This is a genomic window from Williamsia serinedens (genome assembly GCF_024171725.1).
In the GTDB taxonomy this organism is placed as follows: domain Bacteria; phylum Actinomycetota; class Actinomycetes; order Mycobacteriales; family Mycobacteriaceae; genus Williamsia_A; species Williamsia_A serinedens.
On sequence record NZ_JAMTCG010000005.1, the window covers coordinates 179218 to 203155 of the forward strand.

A 23938-nucleotide genomic window follows, 5' to 3' on the forward strand; every position below is an offset into this window, starting at 1 on the left:
GCCGGGCGCAGTGAGCAGAGCCGTCCTGTCGATCGGCGCCAACATGGGCGACACGGTCGCCGCACTGCGCGCCGTCCGCGACCACTTCGGCGATCGCGTCGTCGCCGCGTCGGCGGTCCATGCGACCCCGCCCTGGGGCCCCGTCGCCCAGGACGACTTCGACAACGCCGTGCTCGTGGTCGAGGCTCCCGAGACCTCGCCGCGGGACTGGCTGGAGGAGGGCTTCGCCTGCGAGCGGGCTGCCGACCGGACGCGTGAGGTGCGCTGGGGGCCACGCACTCTCGACGTCGACGTCGTGTCGGTGAGCGTCGACGGGAGCGTCGTCGTCGACGATGACCCCGATCTCACGCTGCCGCACCCGCGAGCCCATCTCCGGGCTTTCGTGCTGATCCCGTGGCTCGACGCCGACCCCGACGCGGTCCTGTGGACGCCGACGGGCGAGCAGGCCGTCGCCGATCTCGTGGAGGGGCTGCCCGCCGACGAGCGTGTCGGTGTGCGCCGCCGCGACGTCGAGGGCTGGACCGTGGTGCGGGAGGGCGACCGGTGACCCGCGGCGACAGACGGCGTCCCCGCCGCGACGACCCGGAGCAGGAGGGCTTGGCGCCCACCCGTGTCCGGGACCTGCTCGGTGTCGCCGCGGTGACGGCCGTGGTGGTGTGGCTGCTCGTCCGCGTCAGCTACGGGCAGCTGCCGCCGCTGCCGCTGCTGGCCGGCATCGTCCTCTACGCCCTGGCCGCGCTCGAGGCCGTGATCGCGGTGATCGTCCGATCCCGCGTCTCGAGCTCGCAGGTGGGCCGCGCCTCCGGACAGTTGCATCCGTTGACCGCGGCCCGGGTGCTCGCGCTCGCCAAGGCGTCGGCCCTGCTCGGTGCCCTCGCCGTCGGGGTGTGGGCGGGCATGGGGATCTACCTGCTGTCGCTGTCGGAGTCCTCTGCGGCCGACCACGATCGACCCGCGGCCATCGTCGGTCTCGTCGGAGGTGTGCTGCTCGCCGCTGCGGCGCTGTGGCTCGAATACTGCTGTCGGACACCGGACGATCCCGAGGACGCCGCGGGCGCGTCGCCATCGGGCACATGACCGACCCACGCACAGCCCAGGACGACGCCCCGACACCGACCTCGCCCTCGCACGTCCGGGCCCCCGACGCCAGTAGGGTGACGCGCATGACGTCAACGGGCGGTCGCTCCGCCGGTACCCGCCGGTCGCGGCGCGGGCCGGCCCAGTGGCTGCTCGGTCTGCTCCTCGTCCTCGCCATCGGTGCGTCGATCGCCATGATCTTCTCGCCCGACCGCAGCATCGTCGCGTCGCTGGCCGTGATCGCCGCGCTGTGGGCTGCGGTCATCGGGGCCATCCTGGTCACCAAGTTCCGGCGTCAGGCCGACTCGGCGGAGGCGAAGACGCGTGACCTGCGCGTCGTCTACGAACTGCAGCTCGAGCGGGAGATCGCTGCGCGCAAGCAGTACGAGCTCGGTGTCGAGGCGCAGATCCGGCGCGAGGTGCGCGCGGAGTCGTCCGCGGAACTGCGTGCGCTGCAGGAGCAGGTCGCGTCGTTGCGGGCGAGTGTCGAGGCCCTGGTGGGGGAACTGCCCGACCAGCGTGTCGCCCTCGAGGCCGAGCGTCTGCGTGCGCTGGGCCCCGTCGACGACCCCGTCGTGTCCGACGGTGCCACCGCCGAGCGCGACTTCGCCCGTACCGCACCGGAACCCACGGCGACGCCCCCCGTCGCACCGCAGCCGCCCGCCGAACCGGTCGTCGACCCTCCCGCCGACCGGCCGCGGTTCGTCGACGAGACCCCGACCGACGAGTGGGCCGCGTCCGCGACGACCCCCGCCGCGGCGCCGCCCGCCGTGCCCACCACGGCCCCGGAGCCGACACCCGCGCCGACGCCGGACGCTCCGTCGTCGACCGGCGCGCATCGACAGCCCGCCGCCGACGCCGGCGGCGGACGGCACGGCCGGGGTGCTCCCGCACCGGAGCCGGCGGGGCACGAGGCACCCGGGACCGACGCACCTGACACCGCCGACGAGTCCATCGACGACGCGACACCGGCGTGGTCCACCTCCGTCGACGCCCCCGCCCGTCGTGACCGCCACCGCGCCCGGGAGGTCGACAGCGGCGCGCACAGCAACGGCCGGTCGGTGTCGGAGCTGATGGAGTCGCTGCGCTCCGGCGGCGGCGGACGTCGTCGCCGTCGCGAGGACTGACCCCAGCCTTCCGAGGCCGGGTGACCCCGGTCACTGTCCGTTCCGCGGGGTCGTGCGCTGCGCCTATCCTCGATCCCGAACGTCCGGTACCCGCCATGCGGGACCGGAACGGTGATCAGGAGGACATCGGTGACCTCATCGGGCATCTCGAACTGGCCCGCGCCTGCACGACTCACGGTGGGCGTCGTCTCGGCCGGTCGAGTGGGTTCGGCGGTGGGCGCGGCTCTCGAGGCCGCAGGACACGTCGTCGGCGGCGTCGTCGCCCGATCCGATCGCTCCCGCGCCCGTGCCGCGCGCCTGCTGCCCGACTCCGAGATCCTCGAGCTCGAGGCGGTCGTCGCCCGCAGTGAACTGCTCGTCGTGGCCGTGCCCGACGCCGTCCTCGACTGCGTCGTGGCCGACATCGCCGCCACCGGCGCGCTCACCCCGGGCACGCTCGTCGCGCACACAGCCGGAGCCCACGGCATCGGCGTCCTCGCCCCGCTGGCCGAGCTCGGCGCCACCACCCTGGCCCTGCACCCCGCGATGACTTTCGTCGACTCCGACGACGACGTCCGTCGTCTGCACACCGCGTGCTTCGGGGTCACCGCCGCCGACGAGGTCGGGTACGCCGTCGCCGCGTCCCTGGTCCTCGAGATGGGTGGAGAACCTGTCCGGGTCCGTGAGGAGGCCCGCACGCTCTACCACGCGTCCCTCGCCCACGGCGCGAACCACCTCGTCGCCCTGATCTCCGACGCCCTCGACGGGCTGCGGATCGCGTTGGCGGGGCAGGAGCTGCCCGGCCAGGATCTCGTCGACGACCGCGCCGGCGGGCTACCGGCACGTGTCCTGGGCCCGTTGGTGACGGCCGCGCTGCAGAACACCCTCGAACTCGGCCCGTCCGCGCTGACCGGACCGGTGGCCCGAGGCGACAGTGCCGCGCTCGCACGGCATCTCGCGGCCCTCGACGAGGCCGACCCCGACCTCGCGGGTGCCTACCGGGCGATGGCGGCCCGCGCCGCCCACCACTCCGCCGCCCCGGACGCCGTCTGGGACGTCCTGCGCTCCGACGACCGGAAAGGGAGCCGATGACCACCGCCACCCGCCCCTACACACCGGGATCGCTGACGGTGCACCGCGATCCGGCCACGCTCGCCCAGGTGTCCCGGGCGCTGCGACAGACCGGCAAGCGCGTCGTGCTGGTCCCGACGATGGGCGCCCTGCACGCCGGGCACCGCGAGCTCATACGGGCCGCCCGCGCTCAGGGGCCGGCCGTCGTCATCGTCTCGATCTTCGTCAACCCCCTGCAGTTCGGGGAGAACGAGGACCTCGACGCCTACCCGCGGACGTTCGACGCCGACCGCGCGATCTGTGAGGAGGCGGGCGTCGAGCTGCTCTTCGCGCCGACCGTCACGGACATGTACCCGGCCGGTCGCCGTACCACCGTCCATCCGGGTCCGCTCGGCGACGAGCTCGAAGGCGCCTCCCGGCCCGGTCATTTCGCGGGGATGCTCACCGTCGTGGCGAAGCTGCTGACGATCGCCGCGCCGCACGCCGCGTTCTTCGGGGAGAAGGACTACCAGCAGCTGGTGCTCGTCCGGCAGATGGTCACCGACCTGAACCTCGGCGTCGACATCGTCGGGGTCCCGACCGTGCGCGAGTCCGACGGCCTGGCCCTGTCGAGCCGCAACGTGTACCTCTCCGCGGAGCAGCGTGAGGCCGCGACCGCGCTGTCGGCGGCACTCGTCGCCGGTGCGCACGCCGCCGCCGGCGGCCCCGACGCGATCATCGCCACGGCCCGTGAGGTCCTCGCCGCCCATCCCGAGATCGACGTCGACTACCTCGAGGTGCGCGGCACCGACCTGGGGCCGCCACCGGAGCAGGGCGACGGGCGGCTGCTCGTCGCGGCCCGCGTCGGCTCCACCCGACTGATCGACAACGTCGGCGTGGCCGTCGGGACCGGCTTCCTGGCCCGCGGCACCACGCCCGACCCCGTCTCCTGACCACCACCCACACCGGCACCGAGGACATCCCATGCTCCGCACCATGATGACGTCGAAGATCCACCGCGCCACCGTGACCCAGGCCGACCTCCACTACGTCGGGTCGGTCACCGTCGACGCCGACCTGCTCGACGCCGCCGGCCTGCTCGAGGGGGAGCAGGTCACCATCGTCGACATCGACAACGGTGCGCGTCTCGTCACCTACGCCATCGCCGGTCCGCGGGGCACGGGTGTCATCGGCATCAACGGTGCCGCAGCGCATCTCGTGCACCCGGGTGACCTCGTCATCATCATCGCCTACGGGATGCTGAGCCCGGAGGAACTCGCCGACTACGCGCCCCGCGTGGTGTTCGTCGACGCCGCCAACCGGATCGTCGACCTCGGTGACGACGCCGCACACGTCCCGAACGGGGCCGACCTGCTCGACCCGCGCGTGCTCGACCCGGCGCTGCTCTCCGAGCCCGTCTCGCGCTGATGCTGCTGGTCCTCGACATCGGCAACACGAACATCCACCTCGGGGTGTTCGCGGGCCGCGGCGACCACGCGACGCTGGTGCGGGACTGGCGGATCCGCACCGAGCCGCGCATGACGGCCGATGAACTCGCGTTGACGCTGGATGGTCTCCTCGGCGACGACACCGACCGCGTCGTGTCGGTCGCGGCGCTGTCCACGGTCCCGTCCCTGCTGCGCGAGATGCGCGTGATGGTGCCGAAGTACTTCGGGTCCGGACCGCACGTGCTGTTCGAGCCGGGCCTGCGGACCGGTGTGCCGCTGCTGGTCGACAACCCCCGCGAGGTCGGCACAGACCGCGTCGCCAACGCGCTGGCCGCGCGGGAGACGTACGGGACCGCCTGCATCGTCGTCGATTTCGGCACCACCACCCTCGTCGACGTCGTGTCGGCGAAGGGGGAGTTCCTCGGTGGGGCCATCGCGCCCGGCATCGACATCGCCGTGGACGCGCTCGCGCAGCGCACCGTCACGCTGCGGACCGTCGAACTGCTGCCGCCCCGCAGCGTCGTCGGCAAGAACACCGTCGAGGCGCTGCAGTCGGGGATCCTGTACGGGTTCGCCGGCCAGGTCGACGGACTGGTGTCGCGGATCCGTCGCGAGATCCCCGGGTTCGCCGAGTCCGACGACGTCACCGTCGTCGCCACCGGGTTCCTCGCGCCCCTGGTGTTCGACGAGTGCCGCACCCTCGACGTCGCGCACCCCCACCTCACCCTCGAGGGTCTGCGCCTGGTGTTCGAGCGGCAGCAGGAGCTGCGACGCAAGGCCGAGAACCGGGATGGCGCCCGTCGGGCCGCTGTGTCAGACTGACGCCGTGATGATGCGCTGTCGCGAGTGTTGTCGGGCCTGACGGCCCCACCGCACCCTGCCCGCATCACATCTCGAGGACTCCCTTCCATGCCCGACGTGGCTCTGCGTTCCCACACCCGTCTATCCGCCCATCCGGTCACCGCGACTGCGCGCGCGCCGCTGGGTCTCCCCGTCGCCGATCTCCACCCGGCGCTGACCTCCGGCCATCGGCTCGTCGACGTCCGCCCGCAGCGTGACCGCGACGCCGACGGTGTCGTCGCCGGGGCCATCGCCCTCGCTCCCGAGGTCGCGGTCGCACGGCTCACGCCGGGGACCCCGACCTCGCTGCGCTTCGCCGAGCCGTCGTCGCGGTGGGTGCTCGTGGGCACCGACGGCCACGACGCGGAGTGGCTCACCTGGCACCTGCACGCGGCCGGGGTGACCGAGGCGCGCTTCCTCCTCGGCGGCGCTCGCGCGCTCCGCACGCGGACCCCCGGCGCGCTGCCGGTGACCGAGGCGCAGCGCCGCGAGGCCGCGGCCATCACCGCGCACTGACGGTCGCCGGGGGCGCCCGCGGCGCCGGTCGGGTCGTCCCGCACGGGACGATAGGGTCGTCCGGGTGAGCGAGACCCCGACGGCCCAGGCCACCGACGCCGACCATCTGCCCGAGCAGCTGCGCATCCGTCGGGAGAAGCGGGCCCGGATCCTCGCCGAGGGCGGCCAGGCGTACCCCGTCGCCGTCGAGCGCACCCACACCCTCGCCGCGATCCGCGCCGCCCACGCCGATCTCCCGACGGACACCGCGACCGGTGAGCACGTGGGCGTCGCCGGACGGGTCATCTTCGTCCGCAACAAGGGCAAGCTGTGCTTCTCCACCCTGCAGGAGGGCGACGGCACGCAGCTCCAGGTGATGATCAGCCTCAACGGCGTCGGCGAGGAGCGGCTCGCCGCGTGGAAGGCCGACGTCGACCTCGGTGACTTCGTCTTCGTCCACGGCGAGGTGATCACCTCCCGCACCGGCGAGCTCAGCGTCATGGCCGACGCGTGGCAGATGGCGTCGAAGGCTCTGCGGCCCCTGCCCGTCGCGCACAAGGAGCTCAGCGAGGAGACCCGGGTCCGCCAGCGCTACGTCGACCTCGTCCTCAACCCCGCCGCCCGCGAGACGGCGCGCACCCGCATCGCCGTGGTCCGCGCGGTGCGTGACGTCCTCACCGAGCAGGACTTCGTCGAGGTCGAGACGCCGATGCTGCAGACGCAGCACGGTGGGGCCGCGGCGCGGCCGTTCGTGACCCACTCGAACGCCCTGGACATCGACCTCTACCTGCGGATCGCGCCGGAGCTGTTCCTCAAGCGCGCCGTCGTCGGTGGGATCGACCGCGTCTTCGAGATCAACCGCAACTTCCGCAACGAGGGCATCGACTCCACGCACTCGCCCGAGTTCGCGATGCTCGAGACGTACCAGGCCTACGGCACCTACGACGACTCCGCGCGGATGACCCGCGAGCTGGTGCAGGAGGTGTCGCGGCGCGCGCTCGGCACGCTCACCCCGACGCTGGCCGACGGCACGGTCTACGACCTGTCGGGGGAGTGGCGCAGCATCTCGATGTACCCGTCGCTGTCGGAGGCGGCCGGGCAGGAGGTCACGCCGGCGACCTCCGTCGACGATCTCCGCGCCCTCGCCGACCGCGTCGGCCTCGCAGTCCCCACCGACAAGGGGTACGGCCACGGCAAGCTCGTCGAGGAACTGTGGGAGCACCTCGTGGGTTCGCACATCTCCGAGCCGTTCTTCGTCCGCGATTTCCCCGTCGAGACCTCTCCGTTGACCCGGGATCACCGGAGCATTCCGGGGGTCGTCGAGAAATGGGATCTGTACGTCCGCGGATTCGAACTCGCGACCGGTTATTCGGAATTGATCGACCCGATCATCCAACGCGAGCGATTCGTCGATCAAGCGCGTCTCGCGCGCGCCGGCGACGACGAGGCGATGGTTCTCGACGAGGAATTCCTCACCGCCATGGAGCACGGGATGCCTCCCACGACGGGCACCGGTATGGGCATCGATCGCCTGCTCATGGCACTGACGGGGCTCGGGATCCGCGACACGATCCTGTTCCCGTTCGTCAAACCGTCGGAATGACGACACGGTTCTCACGAATTCGTCCCGAAGAATTGTCGGGTCGGAAAGTTGTGGTTACCATCTGAATCCGATCGGGGGATCCGCGGGGGGAATCCGCAGGAACCCTCGTCGACGGGCAGGGTCGGCACGGCTGTGGGGATTTGCGGGATGGCGAAAAAGGTGACGGTCACACTGGTCGACGACGTCGACGACAGCAGACGCGCCGACGAGACGGTGGAGTTCGCGATCGACGGGGTCACCTACGAGATCGACCTCTCGCGGACCAACGCCCAGCGGCTCCGATCCCAGCTGAGCACCTGGGTCGAGCACGCCCGTCAGGTGGAGGGTGATGCCCGCACCGCCACCATCCAGCACGATCCCGGCACCGCCGCCGCCATCCGCGACTGGGCCCGCCGCAACGGCATCGGTGTCTCCAGCCGCGGTCGCGTCGCGAGCGACGTCGTCGACCTCTACAACGCCGCCCACTGAGGCAGATCGCGGGCCGCTGTCGCCCGCGTTGTCCCAGTCTCGCCACGCGCGCGTGGGTTCGCCCGCCGTATTGCGCGGGCGAATCCGTGTGCGTGTGGCGAAGTGACTGGATCGGTGGCGATTCGCAGACGGACGACGACGGGATCCAGCGCGGTCAGCGCAGTTCGCGCTTGAGGATCTTCCCGGATGCGTTGCGGGGGAACGCATCCACGACGACCACCGACCGCGGGATCTTGAAGTTCGCGAGCCGCCCGCGGCAGAACTCGACGACGGTGTCGGCGTCGAGCGTCGACCCGGGGCGGACGGTGACGAATGCCTTGCCGACCTCGCCGAGCCGGTCGTCGGGCACGCCGATCACCGCCGCCTCGGTGACCTCGGGGATCCGGGCCAGTGTCTGCTCGATCTCCGCGGGGTACACGTTGAACCCGCCGCAGATGTACATGTCCTTGAGCCGATCGGTGATGCGCAGGTTCCCGGCGTCGTCGATCGTCCCGATGTCCCCGGTGTGCAGCCAGCCGTCGGCGTCGATCGTCTCGGCGGTCGCCGCCGGGTCGTCGAGGTAACCCCGCATCACCATCGCCCCGCGTGCGAGCACCTCGCCCGCGTCGGAGAGTGCGATCTCCATCCCCGCGAACGCCCGGCCGCAGGTGGTGGCGACGGTGACGTCGTCGTCCTCGGGGGTGCAGGTGGACACGAACCCGCTGCACTCGGTCAGTCCGTAGGCGGTGATCACGGTGTCGACGCCGAGGTCGCTCTGGATGCGCTCGATCAGCACGACCGGCACGATCGCCGCACCGGTCACGACCAGTCGCAGCGACGACAGATCGCGATCGGGGCGCGTCGGGTCGTCGAGGATGGTCTGGAAGATGGTCGGCGCACCGGGGAAGACGGTCAGTCGGTGCCGCTCGACGAGGTCCATCGCCCCGGTCGTGTCGTACACGGCCAGCGGGTACATCGTCGTCCCGAACAGCAGACACGGCAGGATCCCGGCCTTGTAGCCGAAGGTGTGGAAGTACGGGTTGACCATCAGATAGCGGTCGTCGGGGGACAGGCGACCGTTCGCGCCCCACGCATGCGCGCCGGCGATGGTCTGTCGGTGCTCGGCCATGACGCCCTTGCTGCGTCCGGTGGTGCCCGAGGTGAAGAGGACGTCCGAGAGGTCGTCGGGGGCGACGGCCTCCGCCCGCCGGTCGGCCTCGGCGCGGTGGGACTCGTCCGCCGACGCCGCGAGGTCGTCGTCCCAGTCGACGGCGTCGTCCCTGGTCTCGTCGCCCGCCTCGAGTCGGATCCGCACGGTGGCAGGGGGCCGGGTCAATTCCGACCACTCGTCGAGCGCGACGAGATCGGCGAGGCGGTCGGCGCCGAGGAAGCGCCCGGCCACGACGAGCACACGGGCGTCGACGCGCTCGAGGACGTCCACCACCTCGAGCGCGGTGTAGCGCGTGTTCAGCGGGACGAGGACCGCGCCCGCCCACTGCGTCGCGAGCGCGGCGATGGGCCACTGCGCGCAGTTCGGTGCCCAGATCGCGACGCGGTCCCCCGCGCCGACGCCGTGCGCGACCAGCGCTGCTGCCGTCGTCCGTACCGCGGCGAGCAGGTGTGTCCAGGTGAGCTCGATCGGATCACCCCACTGCTCGTCGACGACGGCGAGACCGTCGGGCCACAGGTCGGCGGCACGACGGAGGGCGGCCGGCGTCGTGGCCACCGTTGTCTCTGTGGGCACCGGGCGTTCCCTCTCTATCGGCGAAAACAAGCAAGTGCTTGGTAGGTTATCCTAGGCCACATGACCGTGACCGACCTCGCCGATCGTGCCGTGGACCTGCGGCGCACGGGGATATCGGACGACGATTTCGCACTCTCCGTCCGCGCCTGGTTGGAGTCCAACCTCACCGGCGAGTTCGCCCACCTGACGGGCCGCGGCGGACCGGGCAGCGAGCACGAGTTCTTCGCCGAGCGGCTCGCCTGGGACCGGCACCTCGCCGCGTCGGGGTGGACCTGTCTGGGGTGGCCGACCGAGTACGGCGGCCGCAACGCGACCATCGCGCAGCGCATCGTCTTCCACACCGAGTACGCCCGCGCCCAGGCGCCGGCGCGCGTGAACCACCTCGGTGAGGAACTGCTCGGCCCGACGCTCATCGCCTTCGGGACCGATGCGCAGCGCGAGCGGTTCCTGCCCGGGATCGCCGACGTGACCGAGCTGTGGTCTCAGGGCTACTCCGAGCCGGGCGCCGGTTCCGACCTGGCCAACGTCGCGACCACCGCGCGACTCGAGGACGGTCGCTGGGTGATCAACGGCCAGAAGATCTGGACCTCGCTCGCGCACGTCGCGCAGTGGGTGTTCGTGCTGTGCCGGGTGGAGCGCGGATCGAGCCGACACAAGGGTCTCGGCTTCCTCCTCGTCCCCCTCGACCAACCGGGGATCACGGTCCGGCCGATCCAACAGCTCACCGGCACATCGGAGTTCAACGAGGTCTTCTTCGACGACGCGGTCACCGACGCCGACCTCATCGTCGGCGAGCCGGGCGACGGGTGGCGCGTCGCGATGGGTCTGCTGGAGTTCGAGCGCGGCGTGTCCACCCTCGGTCAGCAGGTGGGGTTCGCCCGCGAACTCGAGCGCATCGTCGCGATGGCCCGCGAGAACGGGACCGCCTCCGACCCGCGCATCCGCGAACGGATCGTCCGCGCACGGATCGGGCTGCGGGCCATGCGCGCCCACGCACGACGAACGCTCGCCGAGGTCGACACCGCCGGGGCGGGTGGTCAGGCGTCGGTGTCGAAGCTGTTGTGGGCCAACTGGCACCGCGATCTCGGCGAGCTCGCGATGGCCGTCCAGGGCGCCCCAGGACTGATCGCGCCCGACTCCACGACCGAGGGCGTACCTAACGACATCACCGCACCCGACCGCGTCGAACTGGGAGAGTGGCAACGGCTGTTCCTCTTCTCCCGCGCCGACACGATCTACGGAGGGTCGAACGAGGTGCAGCGCACCATCATCGCCGAGCGTGTCCTCGGCCTGCCGAGGGAGGCCCGCCCGTGACCGATCCCCGCCTCGCGTCGCCGTTGTCGACGGCACCGGAGGAGATCCCCGGCCACGGCCTGTTGTCGGGGAAGAAGGTCGTCGTCACCGCCGCCGCCGGGACCGGGATCGGTTTCGCGACGGCCCGACGCGCGCTGCTCGAGGGCGCCGACGTCGTCGTCAGCGACTATCACGAGCGACGACTGGGGGAGACCGCCGAGAAGCTCGCCGCCGAGTTCGGCGGGCAACAGGTCGCGGCGATCACCTGCGACGTCTCGAGCACCGATCAGGTGAACGCGCTGATCGACTCCGCCGCAGCGACTCTCGGTCGGATCGACGTCGTGGTGAACAACGCCGGCCTCGGCGGTGAGACACCGGTCGTCGACATGACGGACGAGCAGTGGGACCGCGTCGTCGACATCACCCTGACGAGCACGTTCCGTTCGACCCGCGCCGCCCTGCGGTACTTCGCGGGTGTCGAGCACGGCGGGGTGATCGTCAACAACGCGTCGGTGCTCGGGTGGCGTGCCCAGCACGGGCAGGCGCACTACGCCGCGGCGAAGGCCGGGGTGATGGCGCTGACCCGGTGCTCGGCCGTCGAGGCCGTCGAGCACGGCGTCCGGATCAACGCCGTCGCGCCGTCGATCGCGCGACACCCGTTCCTGGCCAAGGTCACCAGCGACGAACTCCTCGACGACCTCGCGTCCCGCGAGGCCTACGGCCGCGCCGCCGAGGTCTGGGAGATCGCCGCGACCATCGCGATGCTGGCCAGCGACTACACCACCTACCTCACCGGAGAGATCGTCTCGATCTCGAGTCAGCGCGCCTGACGAGGCGACAGGAGAACCCATGAGCACACCCCAGGCCTACATCGTCGACGCGCTGCGGACACCGGTCGGCAAGCGCAACGGATCGCTGGCGAAGGTGAACCCGATCGACCTCGGCGCGCACGTCATCACCGCCGTCCTCGATCGGACCGGCATCGACCCGACCGTCGTCGACGACGTCGTGTTCGGGTGCGTCGACACGATCGGGCCGCAGGCGGGCAACGTCGCCCGCTCGGCGTGGCTCGCCGCCGGTCAGCCGCTCGCCGTCCCGGGTACCACCGTCGACCGGCAGTGCGGATCGTCCCAGCAGGCAATCCATTTCGCCGCGCAGGCCGTGATGAGCGGGACCCAGGACGTCGTGCTGGCGGGTGGACTCCAGAACATGAGCGCCATCCCGATCTCCGCGGCGATGATCGCCGGCGCACAGTACGGCTTCGACAACCCCTTCCACGACTCCGTCGGCTGGCGGGAGCGTTTCGGCGATGCCGAGATCTCGCAGTTCCACGGCGCCGACATGATGGCGCGGAAGTGGGACATCAGCCGTGAGGACATGGAGCGCTGGGCCCTGCAGAGCCACGAGCGCGCTCGGGCCGCGATCGCCGAGGGCCGCTTCGAGAACGAGAACGTCCCGCTGGGCGATTGCGTCGTCGACGAGTGCCCGCGGGAGACGTCGTTGGAGAAGATGGCGGGCCTGCCGGTGCTGGCGGAGGGGTCGTCGCTGACCGCCGCTGTCGCGTCGCAGATCTGCGACGGCGCGTCGGCGGCCCTCGTCGTCTCCGAGGCCGCCCTGACGGAGCACGGTCTCACCCCGCGCGCCCGCATCCACCACATGACGGTCCGCGGCGACGACCCGATCATGATGCTGTCGGCGCCGATCCCGGCGACGAAGCACGCGCTGGAGAAGACGGGCCTGTCGATCGACGACATCGACGTCGTCGAGATCAACGAGGCCTTCGCGCCCGTCGTGCTGGCGTGGCTGAAGGAGACCGGTGCCGACCCGTCGCGGGTGAACCCGAACGGCGGCGGCATCGCACTCGGCCACCCGCTCGGGGCGACCGGCGCCAAGCTCTTCGCCACCCTGCTCAACGAACTCGAGCGCCGCGGCGGTCGCTACGGCCTGCAGACGATGTGCGAGGGCGGCGGCACCGCCAACGTCACCATCATCGAACGCCTCGGCTGACCCCCGAGCCCTCACCCCCACCCCGTCGAGTGGGCGGTTACCGACGTCGACTGGGCGGTTGCAGACGTCGACTGGGCGGTTGCGACACCCCCGCGCCCTCCGTTGCCCACTCGACGTCCGGTACCGCCCACTCGACGTCCGGTACCGCCCAATCGACGTCCGGTACCGCCCACTCGACGGGGGACGGGCGGGTCAGTGGGCGACGGTCTGCGCGATCGCGACGACGACCAGTCCGACCGACAAGCAGATGAACGACGCGCCCGACACGGCTTTGTACGCCAGGTTCTGCTGGATCTCGGCGCGGAACGCCAGTGGTGCGAACAGCACCGGGTTGACGATCCCGCCGATCGCCACGAGGACCAGCGACCACGCCGGCGAGTCATCCGCGACGGCTCCGACCGCGATCATCAGCACGCCCATGATCACCCAGTCGAGGTGCAGCTGGAGGATCCGCCGCGGGTGGCGGACACCGACCTTCGCCAGGGCCTCGGGCTTCTCGACCATCAGCGTCACCGCGAAACCCGACACCGCCCCGACCGCCGCCGACCACAACCCGATGAGCACGAGGACGTCCGCCACGAGACCCGAGCGTAGAGCCCACTGGCGCGACGGGTGTGACGTGGCGCATACTGTCAAAGCGACACATCGCAGATTTTGTTTCTTTGCACGGTCGAAGGAGATCGCCCCATGACCGAACCGGCCACCCGCCCGCACGCCGAACCGACCTCGTCGCCGGCCCCCGCACGCACCGGCACGGTCGCGCAGATCCGTCCCCGCTCGGCCGCGGGGATGTCGCTGCAGGAGATCCTCGACGCCCAGCGCTCGGCGTTCCTCCGCGACGGCATCCCCGACGCGCGGACGCGCATCGACCGCATCAACCGCCTCTCGTCGCTGCTGCTCGACAACGCCGACGAGATCGCCGAGGCGCTCCGCGACGACTTCGGCTCACGTCCCCGCGAGCTGTCGATCGCGACCGACGTCGCCGGCTGCATGATCGACCTGGCCGACCAGCGTCGTCACGTCCGGAAGTGGATGGCGACGGAGAAGGTTGCGAAACCCGCTGCGCTGATGGGCTTCTCGCAGCGCATCCGGCACGACCCGCTCGGCGTGGTCGGCATCATCGGCCCGTGGAACTTCCCGCTGCAGCTGACCGTCGTGCCCGCGGGCGACGCGTTCGCCGCCGGCAACCGCGTGATGATGCGCCCGTCGTCGGTCACGGCACGCACCACGGCCGTGTTGGCCAAGCACGCCCCCGACTACTTCTCGGTCGAGGAACTCGCCGTCCTCACCCCCGACCACGGCGGCGGCTCCGACTTCGCGAAGCTGCAGGTCGACCACCTGTTCTTCACCGGCTCGCCCGAGGTCGGTCGCTCGGTCGCCGCCGAGGCGGGCAAGAACCTGGTGCCGGTCACCCTCGAGCTCGGCGGAAAGAACCCCGTCGTCGTCGACCTCGACGCCGACATCCGCGCCGCGGCCGAGCGCATCGCCGACGCCAAGCTGGTCAACTCCGGTCAGGTCTGCCTCTGCCCCGACTACGCGTTCGTCCCCGCGGCCCGGCTCGACGAGTTCGTCGACACCGTCGTCGCGCGCTGGCGCACCGCGAACCCGAGCATCGCCGGCAACGACCAGTACACGGCGACGATCAACGAGAAGAACTACACGCGCATCGTCGGACTCATCGACGACGCGGTCGCGCGGGGGGCCTCGAAGCGCCAGGTCATCCCGCCGGGCGAGTCCCTGCCCGACGCGGTGTCGCGCAAGATCCCGCCGACCGTGCTGACGAACGTCCGCCCCGGCAGCGACATCGAGGGCGACGAGGTGTTCGGCCCGGTGTTGACCGTGTACCCGTACCGCGATCTGTCCGAGGCGGTGGAGTACATCACCGCCCACCCGCATCCGCTGACGATGTACTGGTTCGGCCCGGACAACGCCCGATACGAGCAGCTGCAGGCCACGACACGCTCGGGGTCGGTGAACGGCAACGACTTCGCGCTCAACCTCCTCAGCGGGTCGCTGCCGTTCGGCGGCGTCGGCACCAGCGGGATGGGCAGCTACCACGGGCATTTCGGGTTCGCGACGTTCTCGCACGCCCGTGCCGTGACGCACTCGCGGATGCCGATCAGCTTCGGCCGCATGATGTCCGCGCCGTTCACGCCGTCGGACAAGCGCACCACGAACGCGCAGTTGTCGATGTGGAAGACCATCACCAAGCGGGCGACGAAGCGCAACCGCTGACCTGCGCGGACGCGCGCGCTGCCACCCAAGCGCTTGCTAGGGTGGCAGCGTGCCGACCAACGCCCCCTCCCGCTCGTCGCGGCGAGAGGAACTGCTCGACCTCGCGGGGCGCATGTTCGCCGAACAGGGTCTGCGGACCACGACGGTCCGCGACATCGCCGACTCGGCCGGCATCCTCTCGGGCAGTCTGTACCACCACTTCGACTCGAAGGAGTCGATGGTCGACGAGATCCTGCGGGGGTTCCTCGACCGCCTGTTCGCGCGCTACCACGAGATCGTCGACGCGGGTCGTCCCGCCGACGTCACCCTGACCGACCTCGTCGTCGCCTCGTTCGAGACGATCGATCGGGACCACAACGCCGTCGCGATCTATCAGGACGAGGCCAAACGGCTCTCGTCCCAGGACCGCTTCTCCTACATCGGCGAACGCAACCGCGAGTTCCGCGGGCTGTGGGAGACGGTGTTGCGCAGCGGTGTCGAGGACGGCACCTTCCGGGCCGACCTCGACATCGAGTTGGTCTACCGCTTCCTGCGCGACACCGTCTGGGTCGCGGTGCGGTGGTATCGGCCCGGCGGTTCGCTCGACGCCCAGCGCGTGGCCGACGAGTACCTCGGCGTCGTGCTGAAGGGCCTCACCCCGCGCTGAGGCGGCCTCGTCGGCACTCTGCGACGGGGTGAGACCCGCTGTGTCAGAACGACTTCAGCGGATGGATCGCGACGTTCTCGAGTGCGTCGCCCTGGGTGGCGAACGCGTCGGCGACGTGCGGCGCCTTCATGTGGGCGTCGAGGTGGTCCTGGCTCTCCCACCGCTCGACGGTGACGAACGTGCCGGGGGTCGCGGCGGATTCGTACACCTCGTAGGAGATGCACCCGGTGTCGCCGCGCGAGGCCTCGGCGAGCTTCTTCAGCGCGGCGCCGACACTCTCCGCGGTGCCCTCTTTCGCCGAGATCGTCGCCACCACATTCAGTTCCGCCATCGGATCCTCCGTCGCATCCCCGTCCGGCGACGATCGCCGAACGCAGTCGCGACCCTACCCGCGAGGGGTGTCGCGGAGTATCCGTTCGACGGCGGCGACGATGGTCCCGGCCAGCGTCGCTGCGTCGTCGGCGGCGATCTCCCCGTCGGACCGGAGCCCGATGACCGATTCGACGAGCCGGAACGGCAGGGCGCAGCGAGGATCGCGTGCGTCGGCACCGAGGATCTCGGCGGCGAGCGACCGGTAGATGTCCCGCAGCGCGAGGCGGTCGGCCCGGAAGGGGTCGAACGCCGCGGTGCGGATCTCGGGGAGCAGGTACAGCACACCGAGGTTCCACCGGGACGTCACCAACTGCGTCACGTCGAAGCGGACGATCTCGACCAGTCGGTCGGCCGCCGGGCGGGTGACGTCCTGCGCGCGGGCGACGTCGAGCGTGGGGACCACCGTCTGGCGCAGCAGCGCGATGAGGATGTCCTCCTTCGTCGCGAAGTGGTGATACAGCGACGCCTGCCGCAGGCCGACGGCCTCGGCGATCGCGCGGGTCGACGTGCCCGCGTACCCCTGCTCGGTGAAGAGCTCACCGGCGGCGTCGAGGATCTCGTCCTGCGGCGTCCCGCCGACGCGACGACGCGGCATCAGGCGGGGGCGTCCCCGGGCCGGCGTCTGTGCGGAGCTCACGGGCGACCACGGTACCGAGCGACCGGCCCCCGCCGCCCGGTGAGCACTCGTTGACACAGCGTTCACAGAGCGGAAACCCGTCGGGACCTCGTCGTCACTACCTTTTCGATCACTCGACAGAAAAACCGCCCCGAGGACGCGGCGGCATCTGATCCCCGTGTTCGTCAGGAGAGTCCCATGACCGCAGTCGACAACCGCGCGGGTGACACGCGCGACGTGCCGCCCCCACCCGTGTCGTCGCGTGCCGACGCCGACGCCCTCGCCGAACTCGGCTACACCCAGCAGCTGCACCGCGGCATCGGGTCCTACGCCGCGTTCGCCGCAGGGTTCTCGTTCGTGTCCATCCTCACGACGGTGTTCGCACTGTTCGCCCTGGGCTTCGGTCTGGGCGGTCCGGCGTTCTTCCTCACCTGGCCGATCGTCTTCGTCTGCCAGTTCTGCGTCTGCCTGGTGTTCGCCGAGCTGTCGGGCAAGTTCCCCGTCGCCGGCGCCGTCTACCAGTGGTCGCGTCGTCTGGCCGGCGAGACCGTCGGATGGTTCGCGGGTTGGTTCATGCTGGTCGGTTACATCGTCTCCGTCGCCGCGCTGGCGATCGCCATGCAGAGTGTGCTGCCGTCGATCTGGTCGGGATTCCAGCTCGTCGGCACCGACACCGGGCTCACGACGGTCTCCGGTGCCACCAACGCGATCATCCTCGGCACCATCACCATCGCGCTGTGCACGCTGATCAGTGCGATCGGGGTGTCGTTCATGGGCAAGGTCACCGTGATCGGGGTCAGCATCGAGATCATCGGCGTCATCCTGCTCGTCGGCCTGATGTTCGCCCACGCCGAGCGCAACCCGGTCGCCGCGGTCGCCGACACCGGCGGCCACGGCTCCGGTCTCGGATACGTCCCGGCGTTCCTCGCCTCGATGCTCATGGCCGCCTACGTGATGTACGGCTTCGACTCGGCCGCCGAGCTGTCGGAGGAGACCACCGATCCCCGCCGCACCGCGCCGAAGGCGATCATCCTGGCGCTGCTCGTCTCCTTCGTCGGGGGTGGGTTGATGATCCTCGCGACGCTGATGGCGGCGCCGTCGCTCGGCGCGCCCGAACTGTCGGCCGACGGGATCGCCTACGTGATCACCAGCCAGCTCGACACGTGGATGGGCCGCACGCTGCTGGCCATCGTCGCGATCGCGATCTTCTCGGCCACCCTCGCCATCCAGGCCTCGGCCTCGCGGGTGATGTTCTCGATGGCCCGCGACGGTCGACTCCCGTTCTCCGAGTTCCTCGCCCGCGTCAACCCGCGCACCGGGACGCCCATCAACACCGGCGTCGTGGTGAGCGTCCTCGCCATCGTCGTGCTGCTGGTCAACCTCGGGCAGGCGGGGGTGTTCGCCGCGATCACCAGCGTGTCGGTGGTCATCGTCTACATCGCCTACCTCATGGTGACCGTGCCCGCGCTGGTGCACCGGATCCGTGGGCGCCGTCTGGATTTCGGGCCCGGCGTCTTCTCGCTGGGCCGCTGGGGCATCCTCGTCAACGCGATCGCGGTGGTGATGGGTGCCGCCCTCATGGTGAACATCGCGTGGCCGCGCCAGGAGGTCTACGACCCCGACGGCACCTCGTGGTTCCTGCACTACTTCGCGATCATCTTCACCGCGGGCACCCTGGTGGTCGGCGCGCTCGCCTACCTGCGCGTGCGGTCGGCCCGTCCCGTGAGCACCACGACCGCGACGGCGGTGGCCCGATGAGCGTGACGCACGATGAGCAGACCGCGTCCACGGCCGGCGCCCGGGCCCACGCCCGCGCCCAGGCCGCGCAGGCCGACGGGCCGATGCCGGTGGTGCCGGCCTCGGACTGGCCCACACCGCCGGAGGGGGTCGACGCGAGTCGGCTCACCTGGGCCGAGACCGTGCCCGGCGGCCGGTACACGGTGAAGGTGCTCGGACGTGGGACGCGCCTGCGCCTCACCGACGTGACCGGCACGGCGTGCGCCCACGTGCTGCTGTGGCGCTCCGACGCCCCGTGGGAGCGTCTGAGCGTCGCCGACACCGTGAAGGTGCCGTGGCAGGCCTACCTGGGCGCGGGACACCCGCTGCTCACCGACCAGGGCCGGGTCCTGGCGACCGTCGTCGCCGACACGTCCGGCCACCACGACGCGCTGTGCGGCACCACGACCATCGCGTCGAACACGGCCCGCTACGGGGCGGGGGAGCCCGAGTCCCCGTCGCCGGCCGGTCGGGAACTGTTCGTGCTGGCCGCGGCCAAGCACGGCATGGGGCCGGCCGACGTGCCGCCGAGCCTGTCGTTCTTCCACGGGGTCCGCGTCGCCGACGACGGCGCCCTCGTCGACACCGGCTCCGCAGGACCCGGTCGCCACGTCGACCTCGTCCTGCACCTGCCGTGCGTCGTCGCCGTGGTCGACACAGCCCACCCGCTCGACGACTCGCCGACCTTCGACGTCGGCCCGGTGGAGGTGCTGGCCTGGTCGGCGCACGACGACCTCACCGACCTCGTCCGCACGGCCGGCGACACCGACCCCGAATACGCCCGCGCGGTGGCGAACTCGGAAGACGTGTTCGCCGCCGCCCACCCCTGAGCCAGGAGACACGATGACCAGCACACTCGCCCCCGACGTCCTCCTCGACGTCGAGATCGGCCCGCGCGCACCGTGGTCCGGCGTCGTGCCCGCGGGCGCGACCGTCGAATTGATCGACCTGCACGGGAACCAGGCCGTCGACACGCTGTTCTACGGCGCGCACAACCACACGGTCCGCTACTCGGCGCAGGCGACCATCGCCGCGCAGCGATCGATCTTCCTCACCACCGGGACGGTCATCCGTGACCAGGAGTCACGGCCGATGATGACGATCGTCGACGACGAGGTCGGCAACCACGACACCCTCGGCGGCGCCTGCTCGCAGGAGTCGAACACCCTGCGCTACGGCCACCACACCAAGCACCAGCACGCCTGCGTCGAGAACTTCCTCGCCGAGGGCGCGCGCCACGGTCTGGGCAAGGCCGACATCGTCGGCAACGTCAACTTCTTCATGAACGTGCCCGTCGACCCCGACGGCACCCTGGGCATCGTCGACGGCCTGTCGGCGCCAGGGAAGTCGGTGACGCTGCGCGCCGAGATCGACACGCTCGTGCTGATCTCGAACTGCCCGCAGATCAACAACCCGTGCAACGGGTTCGACCCCACGTCGGTCCGCGTCGTGGTCCGCGGGGCGGCGTCGTGACCATCGAGGTGCTGCGCGCGGGACCCATGACGACCATCCAGGACTGGCCGGGTCGGATCGGGTACTGGGGTGTCGGGGTACCGCCCTCGGGGCCGATGGACGACCTGTCGTTCCGCCTCGCCAACATCGCGGTCGGCAACCCGGAGGGTGTCCCGGCGTTGGAGGCCACCCTTCTCGGTCCCCGCCTGGGGTTCACCGCGCCGGCCGTCGTCGCCGTGACGGGCGCGCCGGTCCTGGTCACCGTGACACCCGAGGCTGGTTCCGGTCGCACTGTGGCGCAGGGTGTCCCGGTGGAGGTCCGACGCGGGGACGTCCTCGACGTGGGACCGGTCGGAGCCGTCGGCATGCGGGTGTACGTCGCCGTCGCCGGTGGGTTGATGGCGCAGGAGTACCTCGGCAGTGCAGCGACATTCGGGCTGGGGCGTTTCGGCGGCCTCGACGGTCGGGCTCTCGTCGACGGCGACCCGCTGGAACTCGGATCCGCCGAGACGTCGACGCCACGTCGGCTGCAGTTCGACGAGTTCCCGGCGATCGGCAACGCGTGGCAGCTCGCGGTGACCATGGGCCCGCACGGCGCGCCGGAGTTCTTCACCGACGACGACATCGCGACGCTGTTGGACACCGACTACGAGGTGCACTTCAACTCCGACCGCACCGGTGTCCGCCTCATCGGGCCGAAGCCGACGTGGGCGCGGCCGGACGGTGGGGAGGCGGGCCTGCACCCGTCGAACATCCACGACACCGCCTACTCCGTCGGCGCGCTCGACTTCACCGGTGACACACCGATCCTCCTCGGTCCGGACGGCCCGAGCCTCGGCGGGTTCGTCTGTCCCATCACGGTCACCACGGCCGACCGGTGGAAGCTCGGTCAGCTGAAAGCCGGTGACACGGTGCGGTTCGTGCCGGTGCGCACGGTCGCCGCGGCCAGCCCGTCGAGCCTCGGTGCGGCGCGGCGGGCGCAGTTCGCGCCCGTGGTCTCTGCCGGCCGCGACGACGACGGCGGCATCCTCGCCGTGGACGCGACGGCCGACGGCCAGAGTTCGGTGACATACCGCCGCAGCGGTGACGACAACGTCCTCGTCGAATACGGCGACATGACACTCGATCTCGAACTGCGGGCGCGCGTGCACGCCCTCGCCGCGCACATCGAGGACCACCGGCCGCGCGGCCTCGTCGACCTGACACCGGGGATCCGGTCGCTGCAGGTGAAGGTGGACCCGACGGTGTGGTCGTCGGACAGGGTCCTGGCCTGGCTCCGCGAGGTGGAGGCCGCTCTGCCCGCCGCCGACGACCTCGTCGTCGACAGCCGGACGGTGCACCTGCCGCTGTCGTGGGACGACCCGTCGACGCGGGAGGCCATCGAGCGCTACATGTTCGGCGTCCGCGCCGACGCTCCGTGGTGCCCGTGGAACATCGAGTTCATCCGCCGCATGAACGGGCTCGACTCGGTCGACGACGTGCACCGGGTCGTCTTCGACGCCGAGTACCTCGTGCTGGGCCTCGGCGACGTGTACCTCGGTGCCCCCGTGGCCACGCCGATGGATCCGCGGCACCGTCTCGTCACGACGAAGTACAACCCCGCGCGGACGTGGACACCGGAGAACGCCGTCGGCATCGGCGGTGCCTACCTCTGCATCTACGGGATGGAGGGACCCGGTGGCTACCAGTTCGTCGGTCGGACCACGCAGGTGTGGAACCACCGACACCCGCTGCGCGCAGCCGGTTTCGACCCCGAGCACCCCTGGCTGCTGCGGCACTTCGACCGCATCCACTGGTACCCGGTGAGCGCTGAGGAACTGCTGGACCTGCGCGCCGACGTCGCCGCCGGACGCGGTGACGTGACGATCGAGAACGGCTCGTTCGCGCTGTCGGACCACCGGGCGTTCCTCGCCGACAACGCCGACGACATCGCCCGCGTCCGCGCGGGCATGGAGACGGCGCGTGCCGAGGAGCGTCGGCGCTGGGCGGCCGACGGTGAATTCGCGGTCGCGGCGAAGGCGACGGCATGACGGGCGTCCTCTCGCGGTCCGTCGTCGACGAGCTGTTCGACCGCCTCGACGCCCTCGACCGCCCCGAGATCTTCCTCCACCTGCGGTCCCGGGACGAGGTGCGTCGCGACCACGAGGCGTCGATCGCCGCGGGCGGCCCGCTCGCCGGGATGATCCTCGCGGTCAAGAACAACGTCGACGTGGCGGGGTTCCCCACCACGGCAGCCTGTCCGGGGTACGGGTCGGTCGTCGCGACCGACGCACCCGTCGTCGCCGCGCTGCGGTCCGCCGGGGCCGTCGTTCTGGGCACCACCAACCTCGACCAGTTCGCGACCGGCCTCGTCGGGACCCGTAGTCCCCATGGCGCCGTGCGCGACAGCCGTCGGGCCGAATTCATCTCCGGCGGTTCGAGTTCGGGCTCGGCCGTGGCGGTGGCTCTCGGGCTGGCCGACATCGCGATCGGCACCGACACCGCCGGGTCCGGGCGTGTCCCGGCGGCGCTGCAGGGGATCGTCGGGATCAAGCCGACGGTCGGTGCGGTGTCGACCGAGGGCGTCGTACCGGCCTGCGCGAGCTACGACTGCGTCACCGTGTTCGCGCGGGACCTCGCGACCGCCGACGCCGCGATGGCGGAGCTGGCGCGAGCCGCCGGTTCGCGGCCGTTCCCGGCCGACATCCGACTCGCCGCGCCGCCGGTCCCGACGATCGCCGTCCCGGCCGAGCTGACCGCGATGGACGAACCGTGGTGTGCGGCCTTCGCCGCCGCGGTGGACCGGTGCCGGGGTCTGGGGTGGCACGTGACAGAGGTGCCGTTCGACGATTTCCTGGCCGCGGCGACGCTGCTGTACGACGGCGCACTGGTCGCCGAACGGTTCGACGCGGTGGGGGAGTTCGTCACCACGGCCGACGAGTCGGCCGGTCTCGACCCCACGGTGGCGGGGATCATCGGCGCGGCCGGCGACATCCGGGCCGTCGACCTCCTCGCCGATCGCCGTCGGGTCGAGGAGTTGCGGGCTCGCGCCATGGGCTCGGTGGCCGACTGCGACGCGATCATGGTGCCCACGGCGCCGTTCCACCCGTCTGTCGAGGACGTCGCCGCCGACCCCGTCGGCGTGAACGCGCGGATGGGGACGTACACCAACTTCTGCAACCTGTTCGACCTCTGTGGGATCGCGATCCCGGCGGGTGAGATCGACGACGGCTCAGCCGGTGTCGCGCAGTTCGGGGTGACGTTCCTGGCGCCGGCACACCACGATGCCGTCGTCGTGGATCTGGCGCGTCGGTTCCGGGACGAGCCGACCGCCGCACCGTCGTGGCCGGAGGCGGTGGCCGACGTCGTCGATCTCGCGGTGTTCGGCGCGCACCTCCGGGGGCAGCCGCTCGAGCACGAGCTCGCCACGCGGGGCGCGCGGTGGTCGGGGGAGCTCCGCACCTCGCCGGACTACCGGCTCGTCGAACTGGCGACCACCCCGCCGAAACCCGGCCTCGTCGCCGAGCAGGTCAACGGCCGGTCGATCCGTGGTGAGCGGTGGACGCTGTCGACGGCGGCGCTGGGATCGTTCCTGGCCGCACTGCCGGCACCGATGGGGTTGGGCGCCATCACCCTCGACGACGGTTCGTCGATCGTCGGCTTCGCCTGCGCCCACGACGCGGCCGAGAAAGGACGACCCCTCGACGTCGACCACTGGCTCGATCGCTGACCAGCCGCTGACCCCACCACCC

General features: G+C 71.2%; 24 protein-coding genes. 20 read left to right on the plus strand and 4 right to left on the minus strand.

Annotation, left to right across the window (positions count from 1 at the left end; genetic code table 11):
• Window positions 1–10 precede the first annotated feature (10 nt).
• From folK to LX12_RS14375, 10 genes are all read left to right on the plus strand, one after another.
• Window positions 11–547, plus strand: a complete 537-nt coding sequence (gene folK, locus LX12_RS14330; protein WP_253655256.1) for a 2-amino-4-hydroxy-6-hydroxymethyldihydropteridine diphosphokinase — start codon at window positions 11–13, stop codon at window positions 545–547.
• Window positions 544–1077 carry a DUF3180 domain-containing protein gene (locus tag LX12_RS14335; RefSeq protein ID WP_253655257.1) on the plus strand — a complete coding sequence of 178 codons (534 nt, stop codon included), beginning with the start codon at window positions 544–546 and terminating at the stop codon, window positions 1075–1077. Before folK ends, LX12_RS14335 begins: the two co-directional genes overlap by 4 nt.
• Before the next feature lie 86 nt (window positions 1078–1163).
• Entirely contained in the window at window positions 1164–2204 is a 1041-nt protein-coding gene (locus tag LX12_RS14340; protein WP_253655258.1) for a DUF6779 domain-containing protein, read from the plus strand.
• A 129-nt stretch (window positions 2205–2333) separates the two neighbouring features.
• Entirely contained in the window at window positions 2334–3275 is a 942-nt protein-coding gene (locus tag LX12_RS14345) for a Rossmann-like and DUF2520 domain-containing protein (protein ID WP_253655259.1), read from the plus strand.
• Window positions 3272–4186, plus strand: a complete 915-nt coding sequence (gene panC / locus LX12_RS14350) for a pantoate--beta-alanine ligase (protein ID WP_253655260.1) — start codon at window positions 3272–3274, stop codon at window positions 4184–4186. Before LX12_RS14345 ends, panC begins: the two co-directional genes overlap by 4 nt.
• A 31-nt stretch (window positions 4187–4217) precedes the next feature.
• Window positions 4218–4661: an aspartate 1-decarboxylase gene (panD, locus tag LX12_RS14355; RefSeq protein WP_253655261.1), complete on the plus strand. Its 444-nt coding sequence runs from the start codon at window positions 4218–4220 to the stop codon at window positions 4659–4661.
• Complete coding sequence (locus LX12_RS14360; RefSeq protein ID WP_253655262.1) at window positions 4661–5503, plus strand: type III pantothenate kinase; 843 nt, start codon at window positions 4661–4663, stop codon at window positions 5501–5503. Before panD ends, LX12_RS14360 begins: the two co-directional genes overlap by 1 nt.
• Window positions 5504–5599: 96 nt before the next feature.
• Window positions 5600–6037: a hypothetical protein gene (locus tag LX12_RS14365; protein ID WP_253655263.1), complete on the plus strand. Its 438-nt coding sequence runs from the start codon at window positions 5600–5602 to the stop codon at window positions 6035–6037.
• A gap of 64 nt (window positions 6038–6101) precedes the next feature.
• A complete protein-coding gene (gene lysS / locus LX12_RS14370; RefSeq protein WP_253655264.1) occupies window positions 6102–7619 on the plus strand; it encodes a lysine--tRNA ligase in 1518 nt (505 codons plus the stop codon).
• A gap of 147 nt (window positions 7620–7766) precedes the next feature.
• Window positions 7767–8087 carry a histone-like nucleoid-structuring protein Lsr2 gene (locus LX12_RS14375; protein ID WP_253655265.1) on the plus strand — a complete coding sequence of 107 codons (321 nt, stop codon included), beginning with the start codon at window positions 7767–7769 and terminating at the stop codon, window positions 8085–8087.
• A 154-nt stretch (window positions 8088–8241) separates the two neighbouring features.
• Here the strand turns inward: LX12_RS14375 and LX12_RS14380 are convergent, their stop codons facing one another.
• Entirely contained in the window at window positions 8242–9810 is a 1569-nt protein-coding gene (locus LX12_RS14380) for a FadD3 family acyl-CoA ligase (RefSeq protein WP_253655266.1), read from the minus strand.
• Window positions 9811–9870: 60 nt separating this feature from the next.
• Between LX12_RS14380 and LX12_RS14385 the strand changes: the two genes are divergently transcribed.
• The 3 genes from LX12_RS14385 to LX12_RS14395 are packed head-to-tail and all read left to right on the plus strand — an operon-like array spanning window position 9871 to window position 13110.
• On the plus strand, window positions 9871–11124 hold the full coding sequence (locus tag LX12_RS14385) for an acyl-CoA dehydrogenase family protein (RefSeq protein ID WP_253655267.1): 1254 nt from the start codon (window positions 9871–9873) through the stop codon (window positions 11122–11124).
• The gene (locus tag LX12_RS14390) at window positions 11121–11933 is read left to right on the plus strand and encodes an SDR family oxidoreductase (RefSeq protein ID WP_253655268.1); all 813 of its coding nucleotides are present in this window, start codon (window positions 11121–11123) and stop codon (window positions 11931–11933) included. The genes LX12_RS14385 and LX12_RS14390 overlap by 4 nt, the downstream gene beginning before the upstream one ends.
• Before the next feature lie 19 nt (window positions 11934–11952).
• Window positions 11953–13110, plus strand: coding sequence for an acetyl-CoA C-acetyltransferase (locus LX12_RS14395; RefSeq protein WP_253655269.1), 1158 nt, complete (start codon window positions 11953–11955; stop codon window positions 13108–13110).
• 192 nt (window positions 13111–13302) lie between these two features.
• Here the strand turns inward: LX12_RS14395 and LX12_RS14400 are convergent, their stop codons facing one another.
• Complete coding sequence (locus LX12_RS14400) at window positions 13303–13689, minus strand: hypothetical protein (RefSeq protein ID WP_253655270.1); 387 nt, start codon at window positions 13687–13689, stop codon at window positions 13303–13305.
• 108 nt (window positions 13690–13797) lie between these two features.
• Here LX12_RS14400 and LX12_RS14405 point away from each other — a divergent pair, with 108 nt between their 5' ends.
• Window positions 13798–15345, plus strand: coding sequence for an aldehyde dehydrogenase family protein (locus LX12_RS14405; RefSeq protein WP_301284617.1), 1548 nt, complete (start codon window positions 13798–13800; stop codon window positions 15343–15345).
• Between the two features lie 49 nt (window positions 15346–15394).
• Complete coding sequence (locus LX12_RS14410) at window positions 15395–15991, plus strand: TetR/AcrR family transcriptional regulator (protein ID WP_308214014.1); 597 nt, start codon at window positions 15395–15397, stop codon at window positions 15989–15991.
• Window positions 15992–16034: 43 nt separating this feature from the next.
• Here LX12_RS14410 and LX12_RS14415 read toward each other — a convergent pair whose 3' ends face one another.
• Both LX12_RS14415 and LX12_RS14420 read right to left on the minus strand, forming a co-directional pair.
• Window positions 16035–16322: a putative quinol monooxygenase gene (locus LX12_RS14415; protein WP_253655271.1), complete on the minus strand. Its 288-nt coding sequence runs from the start codon at window positions 16320–16322 to the stop codon at window positions 16035–16037.
• 54 nt (window positions 16323–16376) lie between these two features.
• Window positions 16377–17000, minus strand: coding sequence for a TetR/AcrR family transcriptional regulator (locus tag LX12_RS14420; protein ID WP_372505030.1), 624 nt, complete (start codon window positions 16998–17000; stop codon window positions 16377–16379).
• Window positions 17001–17177: 177 nt separating this feature from the next.
• Between LX12_RS14420 and LX12_RS14425 the strand changes: the two genes are divergently transcribed.
• From LX12_RS14425 to atzF, 5 genes are read left to right on the plus strand one after another with little or no spacing between them, the layout of a single operon-like run.
• Window positions 17178–18737 (plus strand): amino acid permease, encoded by a 1560-nt coding sequence (locus LX12_RS14425; protein WP_253655272.1) that lies wholly within the window; start codon window positions 17178–17180, stop codon window positions 18735–18737.
• Window positions 18734–19585 (plus strand): urea amidolyase associated protein UAAP1, encoded by an 852-nt coding sequence (locus LX12_RS14430; RefSeq protein WP_253655273.1) that lies wholly within the window; start codon window positions 18734–18736, stop codon window positions 19583–19585. Before LX12_RS14425 ends, LX12_RS14430 begins: the two co-directional genes overlap by 4 nt.
• Before the next feature lie 13 nt (window positions 19586–19598).
• Window positions 19599–20228 carry an urea amidolyase associated protein UAAP2 gene (locus LX12_RS14435; RefSeq protein ID WP_253655274.1) on the plus strand — a complete coding sequence of 210 codons (630 nt, stop codon included), beginning with the start codon at window positions 19599–19601 and terminating at the stop codon, window positions 20226–20228.
• Window positions 20225–22237, plus strand: coding sequence for a 5-oxoprolinase/urea amidolyase family protein (locus tag LX12_RS14440; protein ID WP_308214015.1), 2013 nt, complete (start codon window positions 20225–20227; stop codon window positions 22235–22237). Before LX12_RS14435 ends, LX12_RS14440 begins: the two co-directional genes overlap by 4 nt.
• On the plus strand, window positions 22234–23916 hold the full coding sequence (atzF, locus tag LX12_RS14445) for an allophanate hydrolase (protein ID WP_253655275.1): 1683 nt from the start codon (window positions 22234–22236) through the stop codon (window positions 23914–23916). The genes LX12_RS14440 and atzF overlap by 4 nt, the downstream gene beginning before the upstream one ends.
• Window positions 23917–23938 lie beyond the last annotated feature (22 nt).